This window comes from Mycobacterium syngnathidarum (assembly GCF_001942625.1).
Classification (GTDB): domain Bacteria; phylum Actinomycetota; class Actinomycetes; order Mycobacteriales; family Mycobacteriaceae; genus Mycobacterium; species Mycobacterium syngnathidarum.
The window spans coordinates 18,692-37,501 of sequence record NZ_MLCL01000093.1 but is presented as its reverse complement, the minus strand read 5'-3'; the positions used below and the strand labels follow the sequence as shown (position 1 = coordinate 37,501).

General features: G+C 67.2%; 22 protein-coding genes. 15 read left to right on the top strand and 7 right to left on the bottom strand.

From position 1 onward, the window contains the following. Positions 1-4: 4 nt before the first annotated feature. The 3 genes from BKG60_RS29865 to BKG60_RS29855 are packed head-to-tail and all read left to right on the top strand — an operon-like array spanning position 5 to position 3,054. Positions 5-1,249, top strand: a complete 1,245-nt coding sequence (locus BKG60_RS29865) for an MMP alpha-(1->4)-mannosyltransferase (RefSeq protein ID WP_075910387.1) — start codon at positions 5-7, stop codon at positions 1,247-1,249. Then, a complete protein-coding gene (locus BKG60_RS29860) occupies positions 1,243-1,965 on the top strand; it encodes a class I SAM-dependent methyltransferase (protein ID WP_070186628.1) in 723 nt (240 codons plus the stop codon). Before BKG60_RS29865 ends, BKG60_RS29860 begins: the two co-directional genes overlap by 7 nt. Before the next feature lie 9 nt (positions 1,966-1,974). Continuing rightward, positions 1,975-3,054, top strand: coding sequence for an MMP endo-(1,4)-3-O-methyl-alpha-D-mannosidase (locus BKG60_RS29855; RefSeq protein WP_165617809.1), 1,080 nt, complete (start codon positions 1,975-1,977; stop codon positions 3,052-3,054). On the opposite strand, the gene BKG60_RS29850 is transcribed toward BKG60_RS29855, so the two are convergent. Beyond that, the gene (locus BKG60_RS29850; RefSeq protein WP_075910386.1) at positions 3,051-3,722 is read right to left on the bottom strand and encodes a class I SAM-dependent methyltransferase; all 672 of its coding nucleotides are present in this window, start codon (positions 3,720-3,722) and stop codon (positions 3,051-3,053) included. The two genes, BKG60_RS29855 and BKG60_RS29850, sit on opposite strands and share 4 nt — an antisense overlap. A 54-nt stretch (positions 3,723-3,776) precedes the next feature. On the opposite strand from BKG60_RS29850, the gene BKG60_RS29845 reads away from it, so the two are divergent. Continuing rightward, positions 3,777-4,346, top strand: a complete 570-nt coding sequence (locus tag BKG60_RS29845; protein ID WP_070186630.1) for a TetR/AcrR family transcriptional regulator — start codon at positions 3,777-3,779, stop codon at positions 4,344-4,346. On the opposite strand, the gene BKG60_RS29840 is transcribed toward BKG60_RS29845, so the two are convergent. Beyond that, on the bottom strand, positions 4,323-4,907 hold the full coding sequence (locus BKG60_RS29840) for a TetR/AcrR family transcriptional regulator (RefSeq protein WP_070186631.1): 585 nt from the start codon (positions 4,905-4,907) through the stop codon (positions 4,323-4,325). The genes BKG60_RS29845 and BKG60_RS29840 overlap by 24 nt on opposite strands. Positions 4,908-5,000: 93 nt before the next feature. Between BKG60_RS29840 and BKG60_RS29835 the strand changes: the two genes are divergently transcribed. Then, positions 5,001-6,350 carry a cytochrome P450 gene (locus BKG60_RS29835; protein ID WP_070186632.1) on the top strand — a complete coding sequence of 450 codons (1,350 nt, stop codon included), beginning with the start codon at positions 5,001-5,003 and terminating at the stop codon, positions 6,348-6,350. Positions 6,351-6,354: 4 nt separating this feature from the next. Here the strand turns inward: BKG60_RS29835 and msrA are convergent, their stop codons facing one another. After that, complete coding sequence (gene msrA / locus BKG60_RS29830; RefSeq protein WP_070186633.1) at positions 6,355-6,879, bottom strand: peptide-methionine (S)-S-oxide reductase MsrA; 525 nt, start codon at positions 6,877-6,879, stop codon at positions 6,355-6,357. Between the two features lie 58 nt (positions 6,880-6,937). On the opposite strand from msrA, the gene BKG60_RS29825 reads away from it, so the two are divergent. From BKG60_RS29825 to BKG60_RS29810, 4 genes are all read left to right on the top strand, one after another. Continuing rightward, on the top strand, positions 6,938-7,342 hold the full coding sequence (locus tag BKG60_RS29825; protein WP_070186634.1) for a hypothetical protein: 405 nt from the start codon (positions 6,938-6,940) through the stop codon (positions 7,340-7,342). 42 nt (positions 7,343-7,384) lie between these two features. Further along, the gene (locus tag BKG60_RS29820; protein ID WP_070186635.1) at positions 7,385-7,891 is read left to right on the top strand and encodes a nuclear transport factor 2-like protein; all 507 of its coding nucleotides are present in this window, start codon (positions 7,385-7,387) and stop codon (positions 7,889-7,891) included. Beyond that, entirely contained in the window at positions 7,888-8,904 is a 1,017-nt protein-coding gene (locus BKG60_RS29815) for an NAD-dependent epimerase/dehydratase family protein (RefSeq protein ID WP_070186636.1), read from the top strand. The genes BKG60_RS29820 and BKG60_RS29815 overlap by 4 nt, the downstream gene beginning before the upstream one ends. 62 nt (positions 8,905-8,966) lie before the next feature. Next, the gene (locus BKG60_RS29810) at positions 8,967-9,785 is read left to right on the top strand and encodes a class I SAM-dependent methyltransferase (RefSeq protein ID WP_075910385.1); all 819 of its coding nucleotides are present in this window, start codon (positions 8,967-8,969) and stop codon (positions 9,783-9,785) included. 65 nt (positions 9,786-9,850) lie between these two features. On the opposite strand, the gene BKG60_RS29805 is transcribed toward BKG60_RS29810, so the two are convergent. After that, positions 9,851-10,069: a hypothetical protein gene (locus BKG60_RS29805; RefSeq protein WP_075910384.1), complete on the bottom strand. Its 219-nt coding sequence runs from the start codon at positions 10,067-10,069 to the stop codon at positions 9,851-9,853. 164 nt (positions 10,070-10,233) lie between these two features. Between BKG60_RS29805 and BKG60_RS29800 the strand changes: the two genes are divergently transcribed. Together BKG60_RS29800 and BKG60_RS29795 are read left to right on the top strand one after the other, a co-directional pair. Then, positions 10,234-11,607, top strand: coding sequence for an NAD(P)/FAD-dependent oxidoreductase (locus tag BKG60_RS29800; RefSeq protein ID WP_075910383.1), 1,374 nt, complete (start codon positions 10,234-10,236; stop codon positions 11,605-11,607). A 55-nt stretch (positions 11,608-11,662) separates the two neighbouring features. Then, on the top strand, positions 11,663-13,207 hold the full coding sequence (locus BKG60_RS29795; RefSeq protein ID WP_075910382.1) for an HNH endonuclease signature motif containing protein: 1,545 nt from the start codon (positions 11,663-11,665) through the stop codon (positions 13,205-13,207). Between the two features lie 18 nt (positions 13,208-13,225). Here BKG60_RS29795 and BKG60_RS29790 read toward each other — a convergent pair whose 3' ends face one another. Beyond that, complete coding sequence (locus BKG60_RS29790; protein WP_075910381.1) at positions 13,226-13,681, bottom strand: SRPBCC family protein; 456 nt, start codon at positions 13,679-13,681, stop codon at positions 13,226-13,228. A gap of 93 nt (positions 13,682-13,774) precedes the next feature. On the opposite strand from BKG60_RS29790, the gene BKG60_RS29785 reads away from it, so the two are divergent. The 4 genes from BKG60_RS29785 (at position 13,775) to BKG60_RS29770 (ending at position 16,539) form a co-directional block, all read left to right on the top strand. Further along, positions 13,775-14,134, top strand: coding sequence for a DUF427 domain-containing protein (locus BKG60_RS29785; protein WP_075910490.1), 360 nt, complete (start codon positions 13,775-13,777; stop codon positions 14,132-14,134). 9 nt (positions 14,135-14,143) lie between these two features. After that, entirely contained in the window at positions 14,144-15,043 is a 900-nt protein-coding gene (locus BKG60_RS29780) for a DNA-3-methyladenine glycosylase family protein (protein ID WP_075910380.1), read from the top strand. A gap of 70 nt (positions 15,044-15,113) precedes the next feature. Beyond that, positions 15,114-15,665: a Dps family protein gene (locus tag BKG60_RS29775; protein WP_070185102.1), complete on the top strand. Its 552-nt coding sequence runs from the start codon at positions 15,114-15,116 to the stop codon at positions 15,663-15,665. A 49-nt stretch (positions 15,666-15,714) separates the two neighbouring features. Then, positions 15,715-16,539 carry an MBL fold metallo-hydrolase gene (locus BKG60_RS29770; protein ID WP_239252686.1) on the top strand — a complete coding sequence of 275 codons (825 nt, stop codon included), beginning with the start codon at positions 15,715-15,717 and terminating at the stop codon, positions 16,537-16,539. Position 16,540: 1 nt separating this feature from the next. On the opposite strand, the gene aqpZ is transcribed toward BKG60_RS29770, so the two are convergent. Next, complete coding sequence (gene aqpZ / locus BKG60_RS29765; protein WP_075910379.1) at positions 16,541-17,314, bottom strand: aquaporin Z; 774 nt, start codon at positions 17,312-17,314, stop codon at positions 16,541-16,543. A gap of 103 nt (positions 17,315-17,417) precedes the next feature. After that, positions 17,418-18,791, bottom strand: coding sequence for a chloride channel protein (locus tag BKG60_RS29760; protein WP_075910378.1), 1,374 nt, complete (start codon positions 18,789-18,791; stop codon positions 17,418-17,420). Positions 18,792-18,810: the final 19 nt, after the last annotated feature.

Below are 18,810 nucleotides of genomic sequence, written 5' to 3'. Positions count from 1 at the left end.
GATTATGCGTATCGCGTTGCTGTCCTATCGGAGCAAGACCCATTGTGGCGGCCAGGGCGTCTACGTGCGCTATCTGAGCCGCGGGCTCGCCGAACTCGGCCATGACGTCGAGGTGTTCTCCGGCCAGCCCTACCCCGAGGGGCTCGATCCGCGGGTCAAACTGACCAAGGTCCCCAGCCTCGATCTCTACCGCGAACCGGACCCCTTCCGTGTGCCCAGGCCCAGCGAGATCCGCTCCGGCATCGACGCGCTGGAGCTGGCCACCATGTGGAGCGCCGGGTTCCCCGAGCCGCGGACGTTCACCATGCGCGTCGCCCGCATCCTGGCCGACCGCCGCGACGAGTTCGATGTCGTGCACGACAACCAGAGCCTGGGCTCGGCGCTGCTGAAGATCGCCGAGAGCGGCCTGCCGGTCGTGGCCACCGTGCACCACCCGATCACCCGCGACCGGGTGGTCGAGATCGCCGCCGCCAAGTGGTGGCGCAAGCCACTGGTGCGGCGCTGGTACGGGTTCGCCGAGATGCAGAAGAAGGTGGCCCGCAGGATCCCCGAGCTGCTCACCGTGTCGTCCTCGTCTGCCGCCGACATCGCCGAGGACTTCGGGGTGACACCGGATCAGCTGCACATCGTGCCGCTGGGTGTGGACACCGAACTGTTCAAGCCCAGCGACCACCGGGTGAGCGGCCGCATCATCGCGATCGCCAGTGCCGATGTCCCGCTCAAGGGCGTCAGTCATCTGCTCCATGCGGTGGCCCGGCTGCGGGTGGCCCGCGATCTCGACGTGCAGTTGGTGTCCAAGCTCGAACCGAACGGTCCGACCGAGAAACTCATTGCCGAACTCGGTATTTCCGACATCGTGCACAGCTCCAGTGGGCTGAGCGACGAGGAACTCGCCGCGCTGCTCGCTTCCGCCGAGGTGGCCTGCATCCCGTCGCTGTACGAGGGCTTTTCACTGCCCGCGGTGGAAGCCATGGCCAGTGGCACCCCGATCGTGGCGAGCCGCACGGGTGCCCTGCCCGAGGTGGTCGGGGACGACGGATCCTGCGCCCGGCTGGTGCGCCCGGCCGACGTCGACGAGCTGACCGCGGTGCTGGGTGAACTGCTCGACTCGCCGTTGGAGCGCCGCAAGCTCGGCGCCGCCGGGCGACAGCGGGCACTCGATGTCTTCAGTTGGGAATCCGTTGCCGCACAGACGGTATCGGTGTACGAGATGGCCCGTGCTCGGGTTGGAAAGGTGGCGCCATGCTGACCGTCGATTTCGACCGTCTCGGTGTCGGACCGGGCACGACGGTGATCGACGTCGGCTGCGGCGCGGGCCGGCACACGTTCGAGGCATATCGGCGCGGGGCCTCGGTGGTCGGCTTCGACCAGAGTGTGTCCGACCTCAACGATGTCGACACGATGTTGCAGGCCATGCGGGAAGAAGGCGAGGTCCCGCTGTCGGCCAAGGGGGAGGCCGTCAAGGGAGACGCTCTCGACCTCCCGTACCCCGACGCGAGCTTCGACTGCGTCATCGCCTCGGAGATCCTGGAGCACGTTCCGCAGGACGACCGTGCCATCGCCGAACTGGTGCGTGTCCTCAAACCCGGTGGCTCGCTGGCCATCACCGTGCCGCGATGGTTGCCCGAGAAGCTCTGCTGGCTGCTCTCGGACGAGTACCACGCCAACGAGGGCGGGCACATCCGCATCTACAAGGCCGACGAACTGCGCGACAAGGTGTTGGCCCACGGGCTCACGCTGACCCATACGCATCACGAGCACGCGTTGCACTCACCGTACTGGTGGCTCAAATGCCTTGTCGGCACGGAGAAGAACGACCACTTCGCGGTCAAGGCCTACCACCAGCTGCTGGTGTGGGACATGATGGGCCGGCCCTGGGCCACCCGCACCGCCGAGTCGCTGCTGAACCCGGTGATCGGCAAGAGCGTTGCACTGTATTTCCACAAGCCGGAAGACAACGGGTAGGCCCGCGCTGTGTTTGTGCCTGAGATCCCCGGTGTGCCCGGAGTTCTGACTCCAGAAGACTGCGTGCAGACGGCGCGCTCGATCGCGGCGACCCAGGAAACCTCGGGGGCGCTGCCGTGGTTCGACGGCGGACATACCGATCCGTGGGACCATGTGGAGAATGCCATGGCGCTGACCGTGGCCGGGCTGATCGAACCAGCCAGGGCGGCATTCGACTGGTGTCGCAACGTGCAGCGGCCCGACGGTTCCTGGCCCATTCAGCTGCGCAACGGCGTCATCGAGGATGCCAACAGCGACAGCAACTTCTGCGCCTACGTGGCGACCGGCGTCTGGCACCATGTGCTCATCACCGGGGACCGTGCCTTCGCGGAGTCGATGTGGCCCGTGGTGACCCGTGCGCTCGACTTCGTGCTGGGTTTGCAGGCCCCCGGTGGCGAGATCTACTGGGCGGCAAGCCCGTCGGGCCCCGTCGAGGAAGCCCTGCTGACCGGCTGCGCCAGTGTGTATCACAGCATTCGCTGCGGCCTGGCGCTGGCCGATTTCCTCGACGATCCGCAACCGGAATGGGAGGTGGCCGTCGGCCGGCTCGGCCACGCCATCGCCGCCCATCCAGAGGCGTTCTCCGCCAAGGACACCCATGCCATGGAGTGGTACTACCCGGTGCTCGGTGGCGCCCTGCAGGGCGAGGCGGCCCACGCCCGCATCGCGCAACGCTGGGACGACTTCGTGGTGCCCGGGCTGGGCATCCGGTGCGTCGACCACCGGCCGTGGGTCACCGGCGCGGAGACCTGTGAGCTGGTGATGGCACTGGATGCGATCGGCGACACTCCTCGGGCCCACGAGCAGTTCGTGGCGATGCAGCATCTACGCGAGGGTGACGGATCCTATTGGACCGGACTGGTTTTCGCCGACGGCAAGCGCTGGCCCGAGGAGCGCACCACCTGGACCGGTGCGGCGATGGTCCTGGCCGCCGACGCCTTGTCGCGGACCACCGCGGCCAGCGGCATCTTCCGAGGCGTGGGGCTGCCGCGCGGCCTCGAGGGGGAGTATGACTGCGAGTGTGTCGGCGGAAAAGCCGGGGACCGCTAGTCCAACTGTCCCGGTTCGCCCGAGGTCCGCTCCAGTACCCGCATCGAACCCATCACGACCACCTCTGCGAAGGCACCGGTCGCCAGTGCGCGCTGGTAGATGTGGAACGGGGCCTGACCGCCGTCGTCGGGATCCGGGAACACGTCGTGGATGATCAGCGCACCGCCCACCTCGACCCAGCGTGCCCAGCCGTCGAAGTCACGCTGCGCGGCCTCCTCGGTGTGACCGCCGTCGATGAACAGCAGCCGCAACGGCGTTCGCCATCCCCGCGCGACCACGGGTGAGCGGCCGACCACGGCCACCACGTGCTCGTCGAGGCCCGCGGCGTCCAGCGTGTGGCGCATCGTGGGTAGCGTGTCGAACAGTCCGGTCACCGGGTCGACCATGGTGGTGTCGTGGTACTCCCAGCCGGCCTGGTGCTCTTCCGAGCCGTGATGATGGTCGACGGTGTAGAGAACCGAGCCGGTCTGCTGTGCGGCCGCGCCGAGCATCACGGTCGACTTGCCGCAGTAGGTGCCGATCTCGACCCCGATCCCGCCGCCGAGATAGCGCAATCCGGCGTCGTAGAGGGCGCGGCCTTCGTCGGCCGGCATGAAGCCGGTGACCTGCTCGGCAAGGTCGAACAAGCGTTGGGCGTGGGGCGGCAGGGCGGTGTCGGCGGTGCTCATGAATGCCCAACCTACCGTTGCTGGCCAGTGGTGGTTGTAGTAGCGTCCGGACACGTGTCCGATGCGGCCTTGGAGTCCACGCGCCGCCGTCTGAGTGCCCGGCAGGCCGACACCGTGGAGCGCCTGGGTCAGGCTGCATTGCAGCTGATCACCAGGGACGGATTCCCCGGGTTGACCGTGCGCCGGGTGGCTGCCGAGGCCGGTGTCGGGGCAGCCACGGCCTATACCTACTTCTCCTCCAAAGAACACCTCGTGGCCGAGGTGTTCTGGCGTCGGCTCTCGGCTGCGCCGCCGGCTGCGCACACCTCAGCGGACCCGGCCACCCGGGTGGTCGAGGTATTGCAGCACATCGCGTCACTGCTGGCCGGCGAACCCGAGTTCGCCGGGGCGGTGACCAACGCGCTGCTCGGCAAGGATCCCGACGTGGACGTGCTGCGGCAACGGATCGGTGCCGACATCCGCGGCCGGCTGGTGGCCGCGCTCGGACCCGATGTGGACCTGGACGTCATCGAAGCCCTGGAACTGCTCTACACCGGGACCCTGGTGTGGGCGGGCATGGGCTACGACCCGTATGCGGCCGTCACGCAACGGCTGGAGAAGTCAGCGCGCTTGCTGCTCAGCTGAATTCGCGGTCATGATCGCCGTTGACGCGGCCACTGCAGGCCCGTAGATCTCGTGGATGTCGCGGCCGTCCTCGACGATCAGCGCCGTGAGCTCGCGCAGCCCGCCGAGCAGGATGATGGCCATCGGCTCGGTGAGCCGAGGTAACCCGGCCCGCTCAAAGCCGGCACTGCCACTGAGTTCGATGAGCAGATCGGTCAGCTCGCGCAGCGCCGCGCGCTGCAGCGGGCGGGCCCTGCTTCCCAGCGCCGGCAACTCACGGATCCAGCTCAAGGTGATCGCCGGGGCCGACGCGATGTGGTCGACGTAGGCGCCCACCGCCTGGGCGATCTGGTCTTGCCAGTGCGCGTCGGGATCGACGGCGCCCTGGATGCCGTCGACGAGGGCGGCGTTGTTGGCCCGCAACAGCTCGAGGAAGCCGTCCTCCTTGGTGCCGAACTGGTCGTAGAACGTGCGCTTGGAGGTGCGGGCATGGCGGACGATGTCGGCCACCGTGCTCTCGCGATAGCCCTTCTCGGCGATCGCCGTGGCGAGCCCATCGAGTAACCGCAGCCGGTAGGTCATCGTGGCTGACCCCCTTGCGTTGCCTGGTACCTGGGAGTACCGTACCTCATAACCCATTGGTACCGCGCGGTACCAGAACTGGCTGGAGGTCGTATGACCGAGCTCGTCGCTACAAAGAAGTCCGCCGAGACCGTCACGCCGGGGCGGATACCGCCACCCGCGCGGGTTCCGAAGCCCTTGCAGGCCATCGGCTTTGCCGTGGCCAGGCGCTGGGTGGTCAAACAGGTCGCCCGCCGCCAGGGCGACGTCTTCCGCCTCAAACTCCCGATCTTCGGCCCCACTGTGATGATCGCCGACGCTCAACTGGCCAAGCAGCTCTTCGCCGCCAACACCGACGACGTCGGCAACATCCAGCCCAACCTGAGCCGAATCCTCGGATCCGGATCGGTGTTCGCCCTCGACGGCACCGATCACCGCCGCCGTCGCAAGCTGCTCACCCCGCCGTTCCACGGCAAGAGCATCAGGAACTACGAGCAGATCTTCGAAGAGGAGACCCTGCGGGAAACCGCGAGCTGGCCCGAGGGCCGGGAGTTCGAGACGCTCGAGCCGATGATGCGGATCACCCTGAACGCGATCCTGCGCGCCGTGTTCGGCGCCGACGGTGAGCAACTCGATGAATTGCGCCGCATCATCCCGCCATGGGTCACGTTGGGTTCACGGCTGGTGGTGGTGCCGACCCCGGCCCGGACCTACGGCAGGTTCAGCCCGTGGGGCCGGTTGGCCAGATACCGCGAGGAATACGACGCCGTCATCGGCCGATTGATCGACAAGGTCGAGGCCGACCCCGACTTCGACCAGCGCGACGACATCCTGGCGCTGCTATTACGCAGCACCTATGAGGACGGATCTGCCATGTCCCGCAAAGACATCGGCGATGAGCTGCTGACCCTGCTGGCCGCCGGGCACGAGACCACGGCCTCGACCCTGGGCTGGGCTTTCGAGCGGATCAGCCGTCATCCGCAGGTGCTGGCCGACCTGGTGGCCGAGGCCGCCACCGACGGCAACGAGTATCGTCAGGCCACCATCCTGGAGGTGCAGCGCAATCGCACCGTCATCGACTTCGCCGGCCGGCACATCTACGCGCCGTCGATCCGGTTGGGGGAGTGGGAGATCCCGCGGGGTTACTCGGTCATCGTGGCGATATCGCAGATCCAGGAATCGTTGAATGAGTTCCCGAATCCGGATCGGTTCGACCCGCAGCGCTTCGTCGGCAACCGCCCCGGCCTGGGCTGGCTCCCGTACGGCGGCGGCACGCGGCGCTGCGTCGGAGCGGTCTTCGCCAACGTGGAAATGGACGTGGTATTGCGAACGATATTGCGCCACTTCGTCATCGAGACCACCACCGCACCGGGCGAAAAGGTGCACTCCCGCGGGGTGGCCTATACCCCGGCGGCGGGCGGGCGCATCGTCGTGCATCGCCGCGCCACGCCGCTGGGGGCCTGACCGGCTATCCGGTGGTCTGCCGCTTGGGCAGCTTCCAGCCCGCGCGCGGGAAGTGGCAGGTGTACCCGTTCGGGTAGTGCACCAGGTAGTCCTGATGCTCGGGCTCGGCCTCCCAGAAATCGCTCGCCGCGGTCACCTCGGTGACCACCTTGCCCGGCCACAGTCCCGAGGCGTCCACATCGGCGATGGTGTCCAGGGCGATGCGCTTCTGCTCGTCATCGAGGTAGAAGATCGCCGAGCGGTAGCTGGTGCCGACGTCGTTGCCCTGCCGGTCCTTGGTGGACGGATCGTGGATCTGGAAGAAGAACTCCAGCAGCGCGCGGTAATCGGTCTGCGCCGGGTCGTACTCGATCTCGACGGCTTCCGCATGCCCGGGATGGTTCCGATACGTGGGGTGGTCGTTGCGACCGCCGGTGTAGCCGACGCGGGTGGAGACCACGCCGGGCTGCTTGCGGATGAGGTCCTGCATGCCCCAGAAACAGCCCCCTGCCAGGATCGCCGTGGCCGTCCCGTTCGCCTGGTTGCTCATGCCCTTCTCTCCTTCTGCTCGTCAAACCACATTGTGCTCCGGCGCTACCGTGGAGCGCATGCGTGTAGTGCCAACCACCGCGCTTGCCGGTTTACTCCTGTTCGCCGGATGCCCCACCGCGGCGGCCGAGCGGGGCCCGGTCGCGGTGCCCGAGGTGCCACCGGATCCCGCCCGAACGCTGTTCACCGACAACCCCGCGATCGTCGACCCGCATCTGACCCGGATCGAATCCTTCAGCCGTCACGAGAACGGCCTGCTGGTCAACTTCACCGCGGGTACCCCGGATTGCTTCGGGGTGCACCTGGTCACGCACGAGACCGCGGATGCGGTCACGATCGACCTTCGCGGCGGAACGCCGCCGGAGTCGGTCGGCCGGATGTGCATCGCCCTTGTGTTGCCGGGCAGTGCCGAGGTGGCACTGCGGGCCCCGCTGGGTTCCCGACAGGTGCTGGCACCGCAGTGACGGGCCTCGACAAAGACCGGTAGAACGTGTTCTAGTTTTGGGGTGACGAGCAGCCCTTTCAGCCGCGAGGAACTCGCCGCTGCCTTCGAGACGTTCGAGCAGACCGTCGATCGGGCCGCGCAGACCAAGAACTGGGATGTGTGGGCCGACCATTACACCGTCGACGTCGACTACATCGAGCACGCCGTGGGCACGATGAAAGGCCGCGAGCAGGTACGGCCGTGGATCTGGAAGACCATGACCACATTCCCCGGCAGCTACATGACGTCGTTCCCGTCGCTGTGGTCGGTGATCGACGAGCCGACCGGCCGCATCATCTGCGAACTGGACAATCCGATGCGCGACCCGGGTGACGGCACCATCATCACCGCCACCAACATCTCGATCCTGACCTACGCCGGCGACGGCCTCTGGTGCCGTCAGGAAGACGTCTACAACCCCCTGCGATTCGCCTCCGCGGCCCGCAAGTGGTGCCGCAAGGCGGCCGAACTCGGCACCCTGACCGACGAGGCCGAAGCGTGGCTCAAGAAGTTCGGGGGCGGCCAGTGAGCGCCAAGCTGGTCATCGGGGCCAACGGATTTCTCGGCTCCCATGTGCTGCGGCAGTTGGCCACCGCAGACGACGGGTCCGAGATCCGGGCCATGGTGCGGGCCGGCGCCAACACCGTGGGAATCGACGACCTCGACGTCACGCGGGTTCTCGGCGACGTCTTCGACACCGCGGCTCTCCGCGAGGCGATGACCGGCTGCGACGTCGTCTACCACTGTGTCGTCGACCCCCGCGGATGGCTGCGCGACCCGGCACCGTTGTTTCGCACCAACGTCGAGGGCACCCGCAACGTGCTCGAGGTCGCCGCCGAGATCGACGGCCTGCGCAAATTCGTCTACACCAGCAGCTACGTCACCGTCGGGCGCAAGCGCGGCAAACGGTCTTCGGAGGACGACGTGATCGACCTGCGGGGGGTGACGCCGTACGTGCGCTCCCGGGTGCAAGCCGAAGAACTGGTGCTGCAGTACGCACGTGAACGCGGGCTGCCCGCCGTCGCGATGTGCGTGTCCACCACGTACGGCAGCGGCGACTGGGGCCGGACCCCGCACGGAGCGATCATCGCCGGAGCGGCTTTCGGCAAGCTGCCGTTTGTGATGAGCGGGATCGACCTGGAAGCAGTCGGTATCGACGACGCAGCCCAAGCCATGCTGCTGGCCGCCGAACGCGGCACCCCGGGTGAGCGCTACCTGATCTCGGAGAAGATGATCAGCAACGCCGAGGTGGCCCGGCTGGCGGCCGAGGCCGCCGGTGTCGCGCCCCCGCAGCGGTCTCTGCCGCTGCCGGTGTCCTACGCGCTCGCCGCCGCAGGCACCCTCAAGGGCAAGCTCCGTGGCACCGATGAGCGGTTGTCGCTCGAATCCCTGCGGCTCATGCGGGCCGAAGCCGAGCTCGATCACTCCAAGGCCGTGCGTGAACTGGGTTGGCAGCCAAGGCCGGTCGAGGAATCGATCGCCGAGGCAGCGAAGTTCTGGGTGGGCCTACGCGCGGCCAAACGCGCCCGCAACGGCAACTGAACACCACGCCGTAGGACGTTAAGCCACTGGGCGCCAAGCGTATTGCGGCCTAACCTGGCGATATGACCGACAAGCTGAAAGTCGACCTCTCCGGGGCGCCGCAGACCATGCTGGCCACGTTCTATGCCAAGGCGCTCGACGCCGGGCTGCCCCACCCGATCCTCGGTGACAAGCTGGCCAAGGAAATCGCCGACCGCATCGACTACGACTGGAGCCGCACCTCGATCACCGAGGCGAAGTCACCGGCGGTGACCACCCGCAGCGCGCACTTCGACCACTGGACCCGCCAGTTCCTGGCCGTGCATCCCGAGGCTGTGGTGCTGCATCTGGGGTGCGGACTGGACGGGCGGTTCTTCCGACTGGAGCCCGGCCCCGGAGTCGAGTGGTACGACATCGACTACCCCGACGTCGCACATTTGCGCGAGCAGCTCTACCCGTCCGCGGAGCACTATCACGTGATCGCCGCCTCGGTGACCGACCCGGCCTGGCTGCGCGACATTCCCGCCGAGCGTCCGACCCTGATGATCGGTGAGGGGCTGACGATGTATCTCACCGAACACGACGGGGTGGCGTTGCTGCGTCGCATCGTCGACGGATTTCCTTCCGGCGAACTGCAATTCGACGCGTTCAACACCCTCGGTATCAGATCGCAGTGGATCAACACGGTGGTTCGCCGATCCGGGGCCAAACTGCATTGGGCCATCGACAAACCCGAGGACATCCTGCGCGCGGTGCCGGGTACCCGGCTGTTGTCTCGGATGTCGCCATTCGACGACCCGGTGTTCGCCACACTGGCCTGGCGCTACCGGTTGATGCTGGCCATCATGAAACCGGTACCGGTGCTGCGGTACATGGCGCAATATCACCGCTACGCGTTCTGAGCTGATGCCCACCAACAGTAAAGCGGGACAGTCCGTTCCGGACTGCCCCGCTTTGCCTGTCGATATCAGCGGCCGCTGTGGCGCACGGTGTTGTCCACCTTCGGGACCATCGGCTTGGGGTGGATCTGGTCCAGCCAATCCAAGTGGTCCACACCAGCGGAGATGGTGACGGCATTGGGAGCTGCGACGGGAGCGGGCTCAGCGGCCAGGGCTGGTGCGGCCAGGCCCAGGACGGCTGCGCCCAGTCCGCTGGCGGCTATGACGGCGAATCCGAACTTCTTCATTTTCTGCTTCTTCCTGTCTCGTCCATGTCGGTTATGCCTGTGTAAACCGCGAGGTCAGCCAGCCAATTTCCGTTGGCAGTAATTGATCGACTCCTGGCAGAAAGAAGGATGTACGCGCCTTCACATTCCGCCCGACGTCCGAGAAGTCCTGGCACAATCCAGCGGTGCCCAACACGGTGAACGGTCAGGTTTCCCACTGGTTCGACCAGCTGCCCACGCCTCGACCGCCCCTGCCCGACGATCGGGATGCGGACGTGTGCATCGTCGGCGCCGGATATACCGGGTTGTGGACCGCCTACTACCTCGCGCAGGCCGACCCGTCGCTGCGGATCACGGTGCTGGAGGCCCGGTTCGCGGGCTTCGGGGCGTCAGGTCGCAACGGCGGCTGGCTGTCGGGCCTGGCACCGGGTGATCGGCACCGGATGGCACGGCAGCACGGACGTGAACGGGTGCTCGCCTGGCAGCAGGCACTCAACGAGGCCGTCGACGACGTGATCGAAGTAGCCCGTCGAGAGGGAATCGACGCCGGGGCGGTCAAGGGCGGAACCTTGGAGATCGCCCGCAACGCTGCCCAAGCGGCCCGCCTCGCCGACGCGATCGCCGAGGAGCGCGCCTGGGGCAATGACGTTGCGGAACTGACGAAAGAGCAAGCCGCCGAACATATTCGCTTTGACGGTGTGGTGTCGGCCTACCACACCCCGCACTGCGCCCGGATCCAGCCGGCCCGGCTGGCCCGCGGGTTGGCCGAAGCCGTCGAACGCCGCGGCGTCACGATCTACGAGAACACGCCGGTCACCGAGATCGCGCCGGGCCGCGCCGTCACTGCCCTGGGCACGGTGCGGGCGCCGATCATCCTGCGCGCCACGGAGGGCTTCACCCCGGCGCTGCCAGGTCTGCGCCGTACCTGGCTGCCGATGAACAGCTCGATGATCGCCACCGACCCGATCCCGGCGGCGTTGTGGGACGAAATCGGTTGGCAGGGCTGCGAAACCGTGGGAGACAGTGCGCACGGATTCTTCTACGCGCAGCGCACGGTCGACGATCGCATCGCCATCGGCGGGCGCAGCGTCCCCTACCGCTTCGCCTCCCGCACCGACGTGGACGGGCAGGTACCGGCCCGCACCATCCGGTTGCTCACCGACGTGCTGCATTCGATCCTGCCGCAGGTGTGCGAGGTGCCGATCGCCCATGGGTGGTGCGGGGTGCTGGCCGTGCCCCGGGACTGGCAGGCGAGTGTCGGGCTGGACCGGGCCAGTGGACTGGGCTGGGCCGGCGGCTATGTCGGCCACGGAGTCACCGCCACCAATCTGGCCGGCCGGACCTTGGCGGACCTGGTCTTGCGTCGCGACACCTCCATCACAGAGCTGCCGTGGGTCGGGCATCGATCGCGCAATTGGGAACCCGAGCCGCTGCGGTGGCTCGGCGTGCGTGGACTCTATGTCGCCTACAAGCTCGCCGACCGACACGAGGCCGGCGGACGGTCGCTGACCTCGCCGATCGCGCGGGTCGCCGACGTCATCACTCGCAAGCCGCATTAGCTCTGGTCAGGGGAGTGCGGCCAACTTGTCGGTCAGTGGTGGCATAATCGCACATATGTTCGAACGTTCCGCTGCCGACCTGATCGATGCGGTCAGTGCTGCGGCGCGGGCGGAGTCGGTGGCGATCGCGGCCCGGTTGGCCGCGATCGGGGAATTGGACACGCTACGCGAACAGGAGTTGGCCGAGTCGATTTTCTGGACCACCGATCCGTTTGAAGCGGTGGGGGCCGAGATTTCGGCGGCGATGCGGATCAGCCGCGGTCGGGCCGGCACCCAGATTCATCATGCCCGGGTGTTGCGGGACAAACTGCCTCAGGTGGCGGCGCGGTTCGCGGTCGGGGATATCGACTATCGGGTGGTGCGGATGCTGATCACCCGCACCGCCACCACCGACCCGGCGGTGTGGGAATCCTTGGATGCCGAACTGGCCGCCCGCGCGCACCGCTGGATGCGGTTCTCCGAACGACAGTTGCGGGACCGGATCGATCAATGGGTCGCCAAACTCGATCCGAATGGGGTGCGGGTCCCGCCGGATCTGACCGAGGAGCGGTTCGTGCAGGTCGAGCCCGGCAGCTTGGGCAACGCCACGATCTGGGCCAATGTCGATGCCGGCGACGGTGTCGCGTTCAATCAGCGCCTCGATGCGCTGGCGGACACGGTCTGTGAGCACGATCCGCGCACCCATGAGCAGCGCCGTGCCGATGCGATCGGCCCGTTGGCCCGGCTGGAAGCCCAACTGCTGTGCCGGTGCGGGCGCCAGGATTGCGCGGCGGCTCAGAACCGGGCCGCTGCGGATGCGGCGGTGGTGCACGTGCTGGCCAACCAATCCACGGTGGACGGGACTTCGAATGATCCGGGGTATCTGCCCGGGTACGGCATCGTGCCCGCCGAGAGCGTGCGCAAGGTGGCGGCTACGGCCAAGATCAAACCCGTACCCTTGCCGGTGCCAGCCGAGCCCGGCGAGACGGGTGGAGCAACGGAGCCGGCTGCCCCCACTGAGTCACCTGAGGCAGTAGGCTCCGGCGAGGCGGCCGAATCCGCCGAGCGTGCGGTGGCCGAGGATCCCGCCGGTGTGGGTGAGCCAGGGTATCGCCCCTCGGCGGCACTGTCGGAGTTCATCCGCTGGCGGGATCTGACCTGCCGGTTCCCCGGCTGCGACGCCCCCGCCGAACGCTGCGACATCGACCACACCGCGCCCTGGCCGACCGGGCCGACGCATCCGTCCAACACCAAGCTGTACTGCCGGGCCCATCACCTGGTCAAAACTTTCGTCAAGGGCTGGACGGACCGTCAATACCCCGATGGCACAGTCGTTTTCACCTCACCGACCGGGCACACCTACCTCACCGAACCCCACGGCGCCGCGATGTTCCCCACCCTGGCCCAACCCACCGGGAACCTGGACCTGCCCGCACCGCCGGCCGAGACTCCGGGGCGCGGGGCCAAGATGCCCAAGAGGTATCAAACCCGCGAACAAGACCAACGCGACCGCATCGCCGAAGAACGCCGGCTACGCGCCGAACTCAACAACGACCTCCAAACCGAACACGACTACCAAGCCTGGCTCGCCGAAGAGTACGGACCACCACCACCCTTCTGACCCCGGGTGTGGGGCCAATCAGCCTTCGGCGCGTTCCTTCAACCGCTGCAGGGTGAGCTGAATGTGCTCGGCGTTGGCGCCGTCACGGTCGGAGACCCCGGTGGCCAGGCCCGCGACCTTCTTGAACCAGCCCGCACGGCGATCCCAGGTGGACTCCGTCACCGTGCAGCCGCCGTCGGAAGCCACGATGTCGTAGCGCCAGTGCGCGACGGGGAAAACCAATGACTTCACGTCGAAGGCGAAGGTCTTGCCCGGCTCGGCATCGGTAATTGTGCAGACGGTGCTCCAGGCCTTGGAGCCACTGCGGTTGTGCCCCTTGAAAACCGAACCGGGAGTGGCGGAGTTGCCCTTCTGCCACTCCATGGCATGGGCCTCCTCGGCCAGCGAGGCCAGTGTGGGCAGGTCGGTGATCAGCGCGTACACCGCTGCGGGGTCGGCGGCGATGGACACGGTGGCTTTCACGGGCGCGGTCATGCGGCTGATCGTAGTCCCGCGCTGTCGAACGTCATGCCCATCGTGGGCAGATGCCCGGGAATCCTCGGCGGTGTCTGCAACGTTGTGATCCGTATGACAGAGCGCCAGGTGCTGCAGCCCAGCGCAGCCCACCCCATCACCATCAGGCCCACCGGCCGCCGGGTTACCGTCACGGTCGGCGGCGCGATCATCGCGCAGACCGATGCCGCCCTGACCCTGCAGGAGTCGACCTATCCGGCGGTGCAATACATTCCGCGCACCGATGTGGTGTTCGAGACGCTCAGCCGCAGCGCCACCACCACGTACTGTCCGTACAAGAGTGAGGCGAACTACTACCACGTCGGCGGGGTCACCGACGCAGTCTGGACCTATGAGGCCCCGTATCCGGCGGTCGCCGAAATCGCCGGTCACCTGGCGTTCTACCCGGACAAGGCGGACATCGTCCTGGCCTAATCTGGTGCCGTGCCCTCAACCAGCGTCGTATTCGAGGGCCCGGCCAGCCCGGGCCTGACGTTGGCCCCGTGGCGGCGCGGCGGCTTCGACCCCACCAACCAGGTCGGTGCCGACGGCGCGAGCTGGCGAACAAGTGGCATGAAGTCCGGTCCGGTGACCGCACGGATCACCAAATCGGCGCCCGACACCGTGGACTGCGAAGCATGGGGGCCCGGTAGCGCCGAGTTCCTGGACGGGTTCGCGGCGCTGATGGGCGCCGAGGACGACGCCCGCGGGTTCGAGCCGGTTGAACCGACGATCGCCGAGGCGCGCCGAAGGGTGCCGCATCTGCGGCTCGGGCGCAGCGGCCGGGTGTTGGAGGCCCTGGTACCGGCGATCATCGAACAGCGCGTCTCGGGAATGGATGCGTGGCGGGCCTGGCGTCGACTGGTGACCAAGTATGGCGCGCCGGCTCCGGGACCGGCGCCGGCCGGGATGCGCGTCCCGCCCACGGCGGTGGTATGGCGGCGGATCCCGTCGTGGGAATTCCACCGGGCGAACGTGGACCCGGGCCGCGCCCGCACGATCGTCGGGTGCGCGCAGCGCGCCGAGGCCCTGGAGCGGCTGACAGCTGAACGGGCCGTGACGGGATTGCGGTCACTACCCGGGGTCGGTGAATGGACAGCGGCCGAAACCGTGCAACGCGCCTTCGGAGACGCCGACGCTCTGTCGGTGGGCGACTATCACCTGGCGACGATGGTGGGCCGGACCATGCTCGGCCATCCGATCGATGACGCGGCCATGGTGGAACTGCTCGAACCGCTGCGCCCGCACCGCCAACGGGCTGTGCGGCTGCTGGAAGCCAGTGGGCTGGCCCACAATCCGCGCTTCGGCGCACGTCAGGCCATTCCGAACCTGCGCACGTTGTAGCCGTGGTGATTGCCCGGCACGGTTGTCGGGTACCCGGGAGGCGACCGAACGTGAACAGGAAGGAACCGCTATGACCGCGTTCACCATTCCCGGCCTCACCGACAAGCAGGGCAGCGACGTGGCCGCGCTGTTGCAGAAGCAGCTCAGCACGTACAACGACTTGCATCTGACGCTCAAGCACATCCACTGGAACGTCGTCGGACCGAACTTCATCGGAGTACACGAGATGATCGATCCGCAGGTCGCGCTGGTGCGTTCCTACGCCGATGAGGTCGCGGAACGGATTGCTGCACTTGGCAAGTCGCCGAAGGGTACCCCTGGTGCCATCCTGGCCGACCGCACGTGGGACGACTACTCCGTCGGCCGCGACAATGTGCAGGCCCACCTCGCAGCGCTGGACCTCGTCTACACCGGGGTCATCGAGGACACCCGCAAGGCGATCGACAAGCTGGAGAAGCTCGACCTGGTGTCGCAGGACGTCCTCATCGACCATGCTGCCGAACTCGAGAAGTTCCAGTGGTTCGTGCGGGCACACCTGGAAAGCGCCGGGGGACAGTTGGCGCACGAAGGAGCGCCCACCGAACGTGGCGCGGCAGGCAAGGCCCGGCGCAAGAGCGCGTAGCGCTCGCCGTGGTTGACCTCAACCATTGTTGAGGTGCCAGCCTGGGGTGATGCCTACCTGGATATGCACCGGTTGCGGTGTGGAACACCCGGATTCGCCAACCGAGCCGACGGGCAGTTGCGTACTGACGTCGGAGGTTGTGTCGATCGAGGAACGCGGCGACCTACCGCCGCACGGCACCTGGACCACGCTGGAGCAATTGGGGGTCCAACCGCACCACACCGAGCACGTCGACCACGGCCGCGGGGTGCACAGCCTGCGCAGAGCACCTAAGTTCGCCATCGGGCACAGGTCTTTCCTGGTACAGACCGCGCACGGAAACCTCCTGTGGGATTCGCCGAGTTACCTGGACGACGAGATAATCGGGCTGGTGCACGGCCTAGGCGGGGTCGACGCCGTCGCCGCGAGCCATCCCCACATGTTCGGTGCGCAGCTCAGTTGGAGCAAGGCGTTCGGGGGCGTTCCGGTATACGTGAACTCGCTCGACGCGGAATGGCTCCCGGACCGGGATCCGGTGATCCAGCTGTGGGACGAGCAATCCGAACCGCTGCCGGGGTTGCGGCTGATCCATGTCGGCGGGCACATGCGGGGAAGCTCGGTGGCGCTGACTGCCGACGGCGCACTGCTGGTCGGGGACACCATCTCCGGCGGGCTGGCGCGGAACTGGGTGTCATTCCAGCGCAATTTTCCCAAGCACATCCCACTCTCGGCCGCAGTGGTGCGGCGGATCGTGGACCGGCTCGACGAGTTCGACTACGACCGGCTCTACACCCTTGGCGGGGATGAGATCGACATCGCCGCCAAGGATGTGGTGCACCGGTCGGCTGAGACCCATATTCGTTGGGTCAGTGGAGAATTCGACGACTTGACCTGAGCTACCGGTCGTCCTCTCGGTCCAATGCGTCCTCGCGTACCGGGCGGTCGGCCAGCTCCTCGGCGACACCGAACAAAAATGAGTACGCCAGCCCGGCGATGGCCGCGCCGACCAGCGGGGCGATCCAGAAGGCCCAGAGCTGCGCGGGGGCTCCGTTGCCGTTGAAGAACGCCACCGCCGTCGAACGTGCCGGGTTGACCGAGGTGTTCGAGATCGGGATCGAGACCAGGTGGATCAACGTCAGCGTGAGGCCGATCGACAGACCGGCGAAGCCCTTGGGCGCGCGGTCATCGGTCGAGCCCAGGATGACCAGCAGGAACACCGCGGTGAGGATCACCTCGGCGAGAAGCACCGCCATCAGGGAATACCCGCCGGGGGAGTGCTCGCCGTAGCCGTTGGCGGCCATGTTCCCGGTGGCGGACCAACCGTCCTTGCCGCTGGCGATCACGTAGATCACCACGCCGGCCACCAGACCGCCGATGACCTGAGAGATCCAGTACGGCACAACGGCTGCCCATTCGACACGGCGGGCCAGTGCAGCACCCAGTGTGACCGCTGGATTGAAGTGTCCGCCCGAGATGGTGCCGAACGCGTATACGCCGGTCAGCACGGTCAGGCCGAAGGCGAGAGCCACGCCGAGGAAGCCGATCCCGACGGAGAAGCCGTCGGAGAGGACCTTCGCGGCGAACACCGCGCTACCGCAACCGCCCAGGACCAGCCAGAACGTCCCGATGAATTCGGCCGCCAACCTGTGCGTCATTGCCGGTGTGGTCATGGTGAACTCCTCCGTGCTGATGTCGGACGTGATCTGACGGGAGCGTCACATGCCATCAGCCGATGGCGATATCGATGTTGCCGAACCGTTGGCGGATCGAAATTTACGCAGCGGGGCCGAAATTGGTGCGATACCTGCGCTGAGCGCGGTAGATGGAGACGTCGGTCCGCGCGATCAACATATAGGCGATGCCGACGGCCACCATCGCACCGGGGATGACCGCGAAGGAATCGGTCATCTCGGCCACCATGATCGTCACCGCAAGTGGCGCATGGGCGACGCTCCCGAAACAGGCCATCATTCCGACCACCACGAAGACGGCCGGCGATGCGGGTAAACCTGGGGCTCCGGTTATTTCACCGAGCCGCCAGACGGCGGCGCCGACGAACGCGCCGATCACCACACCAGGTCCGAAGATGCCGCCCGAGCCGCCGGTCCCGATCGAGAGCGAGGTCGCCACGATCTTCGCCAGCGGCATGAGCAGCACGATCCACAGCGGGATCGCCATCAAAGTGTCTGTGGCCGCGGCCTTCTCGGCCCAGCCGTATCCGCTGGCCAACACCTGGGGGACGGCCAGCGCCAGCACGCCGACGGCCAGTCCACCGACCGCGGGCTTGACGACCTTGCCGCCGGGAAGTTTCGCGGTGAGTGCGACCGTGCCATAGAAGATTCGGGCGTACAGCCACCCGAACATCGCGGCGACGATGCCCAGCACCACGAACCAGCCGAGGTCCAGCGGGTGGTCGAAGCGGTAGCCGTCGGTCAGCGTGCCGAACAGCGGATCGAAGCCCAGGATCGATCCGAGCACGGCATAGGCCGTCGCCGAGGTGATGAAGCCGGGAACCAGCGCCCGGTAGTCGAAATCCTCGCGGTAGACGATGGATGCCGCGAGCACCGCACCTCCCAGGGGGGCGCCGAATATCGCACCGATGCCCGAGCCGATACCCAGCGATACCGCCAGTCGGCCGTCGTCGTCGGGCAGGTCCAATCTTCGCGTGAGTAACGAACCGAAGCCTGCGGAGATCTGCGCGGCTGGGCCCTCGCGACCGCCGGAGCCACCTGAGCCGATGGTCAACGCGCTGGCCACGGTCTTCACCCAGATCGCCCGGGCCCGAATGGACCGCGGATCGGTGTGGACGGCTTCGATGGCGTTGTCGGTGCCGTGCCCCTCGGCCTCGGGAGCGAATCTGGCCACCAGCCAGGCCGATACGAGGGCTCCGCCGCAGGTGATCAGCGGGATGGCCCAGGGCCGGTCGAATCCGGGCGAGCCGTCGTCGTCGCCGTCGCCGACCGGTTTGGGAATGTCGTAGCCGCCGAGGTAGCCCAGCAGGAAGCGACCCGTGTAGTCCAGGGCCAGGTAGAACACCACGGCTCCGAGGCCGGCGATGACCCCAATGGAAACGCCGAGGACCAGCCATTTTCGCAGATATCCCGAGCGCCGGAGGAAGCGGCTCAGCGAGCGCGCTGTCTCGGGCATGCAGCGGATGCTACTGCGT

Bases quoted from the DNA above. Each gene is read 5' to 3' on its own strand.
- BKG60_RS29865 (WP_075910387.1), top strand. From the start codon at position 5: ATGCGTATCGCGTTGCTGTCCTATCGGAGCAAGACCCATTGTGGCGGC.
- BKG60_RS29860 (WP_070186628.1), top strand. From the start codon at position 1,243: ATGCTGACCGTCGATTTCGACCGTCTCGGTGTCGGACCGGGCACGACG.
- BKG60_RS29850 (WP_075910386.1), bottom strand. From the start codon at position 3,722: ATGAGCACCGCCGACACCGCCCTGCCGCCCCACGCCCAACGCTTGTTC.
- BKG60_RS29840 (WP_070186631.1), bottom strand. From the start codon at position 4,907: ATGACCTACCGGCTGCGGTTACTCGATGGGCTCGCCACGGCGATCGCC.
- BKG60_RS29835 (WP_070186632.1), top strand. From the start codon at position 5,001: ATGACCGAGCTCGTCGCTACAAAGAAGTCCGCCGAGACCGTCACGCCG.
- msrA (WP_070186633.1), bottom strand. From the start codon at position 6,879: ATGAGCAACCAGGCGAACGGGACGGCCACGGCGATCCTGGCAGGGGGC.
- BKG60_RS29825 (WP_070186634.1), top strand. From the start codon at position 6,938: ATGCGTGTAGTGCCAACCACCGCGCTTGCCGGTTTACTCCTGTTCGCC.
- BKG60_RS29810 (WP_075910385.1), top strand. From the start codon at position 8,967: ATGACCGACAAGCTGAAAGTCGACCTCTCCGGGGCGCCGCAGACCATG.
- BKG60_RS29805 (WP_075910384.1), bottom strand. From the start codon at position 10,069: ATGAAGAAGTTCGGATTCGCCGTCATAGCCGCCAGCGGACTGGGCGCA.
- BKG60_RS29795 (WP_075910382.1), top strand. From the start codon at position 11,663: ATGTTCGAACGTTCCGCTGCCGACCTGATCGATGCGGTCAGTGCTGCG.
- BKG60_RS29790 (WP_075910381.1), bottom strand. From the start codon at position 13,681: ATGACCGCGCCCGTGAAAGCCACCGTGTCCATCGCCGCCGACCCCGCA.
- BKG60_RS29785 (WP_075910490.1), top strand. From the start codon at position 13,775: ATGACAGAGCGCCAGGTGCTGCAGCCCAGCGCAGCCCACCCCATCACC.
- BKG60_RS29775 (WP_070185102.1), top strand. From the start codon at position 15,114: ATGACCGCGTTCACCATTCCCGGCCTCACCGACAAGCAGGGCAGCGAC.
- BKG60_RS29770 (WP_239252686.1), top strand. From the start codon at position 15,715: ATGCCTACCTGGATATGCACCGGTTGCGGTGTGGAACACCCGGATTCG.
- aqpZ (WP_075910379.1), bottom strand. From the start codon at position 17,314: ATGACCACACCGGCAATGACGCACAGGTTGGCGGCCGAATTCATCGGG.
- BKG60_RS29760 (WP_075910378.1), bottom strand. From the start codon at position 18,791: ATGCCCGAGACAGCGCGCTCGCTGAGCCGCTTCCTCCGGCGCTCGGGA.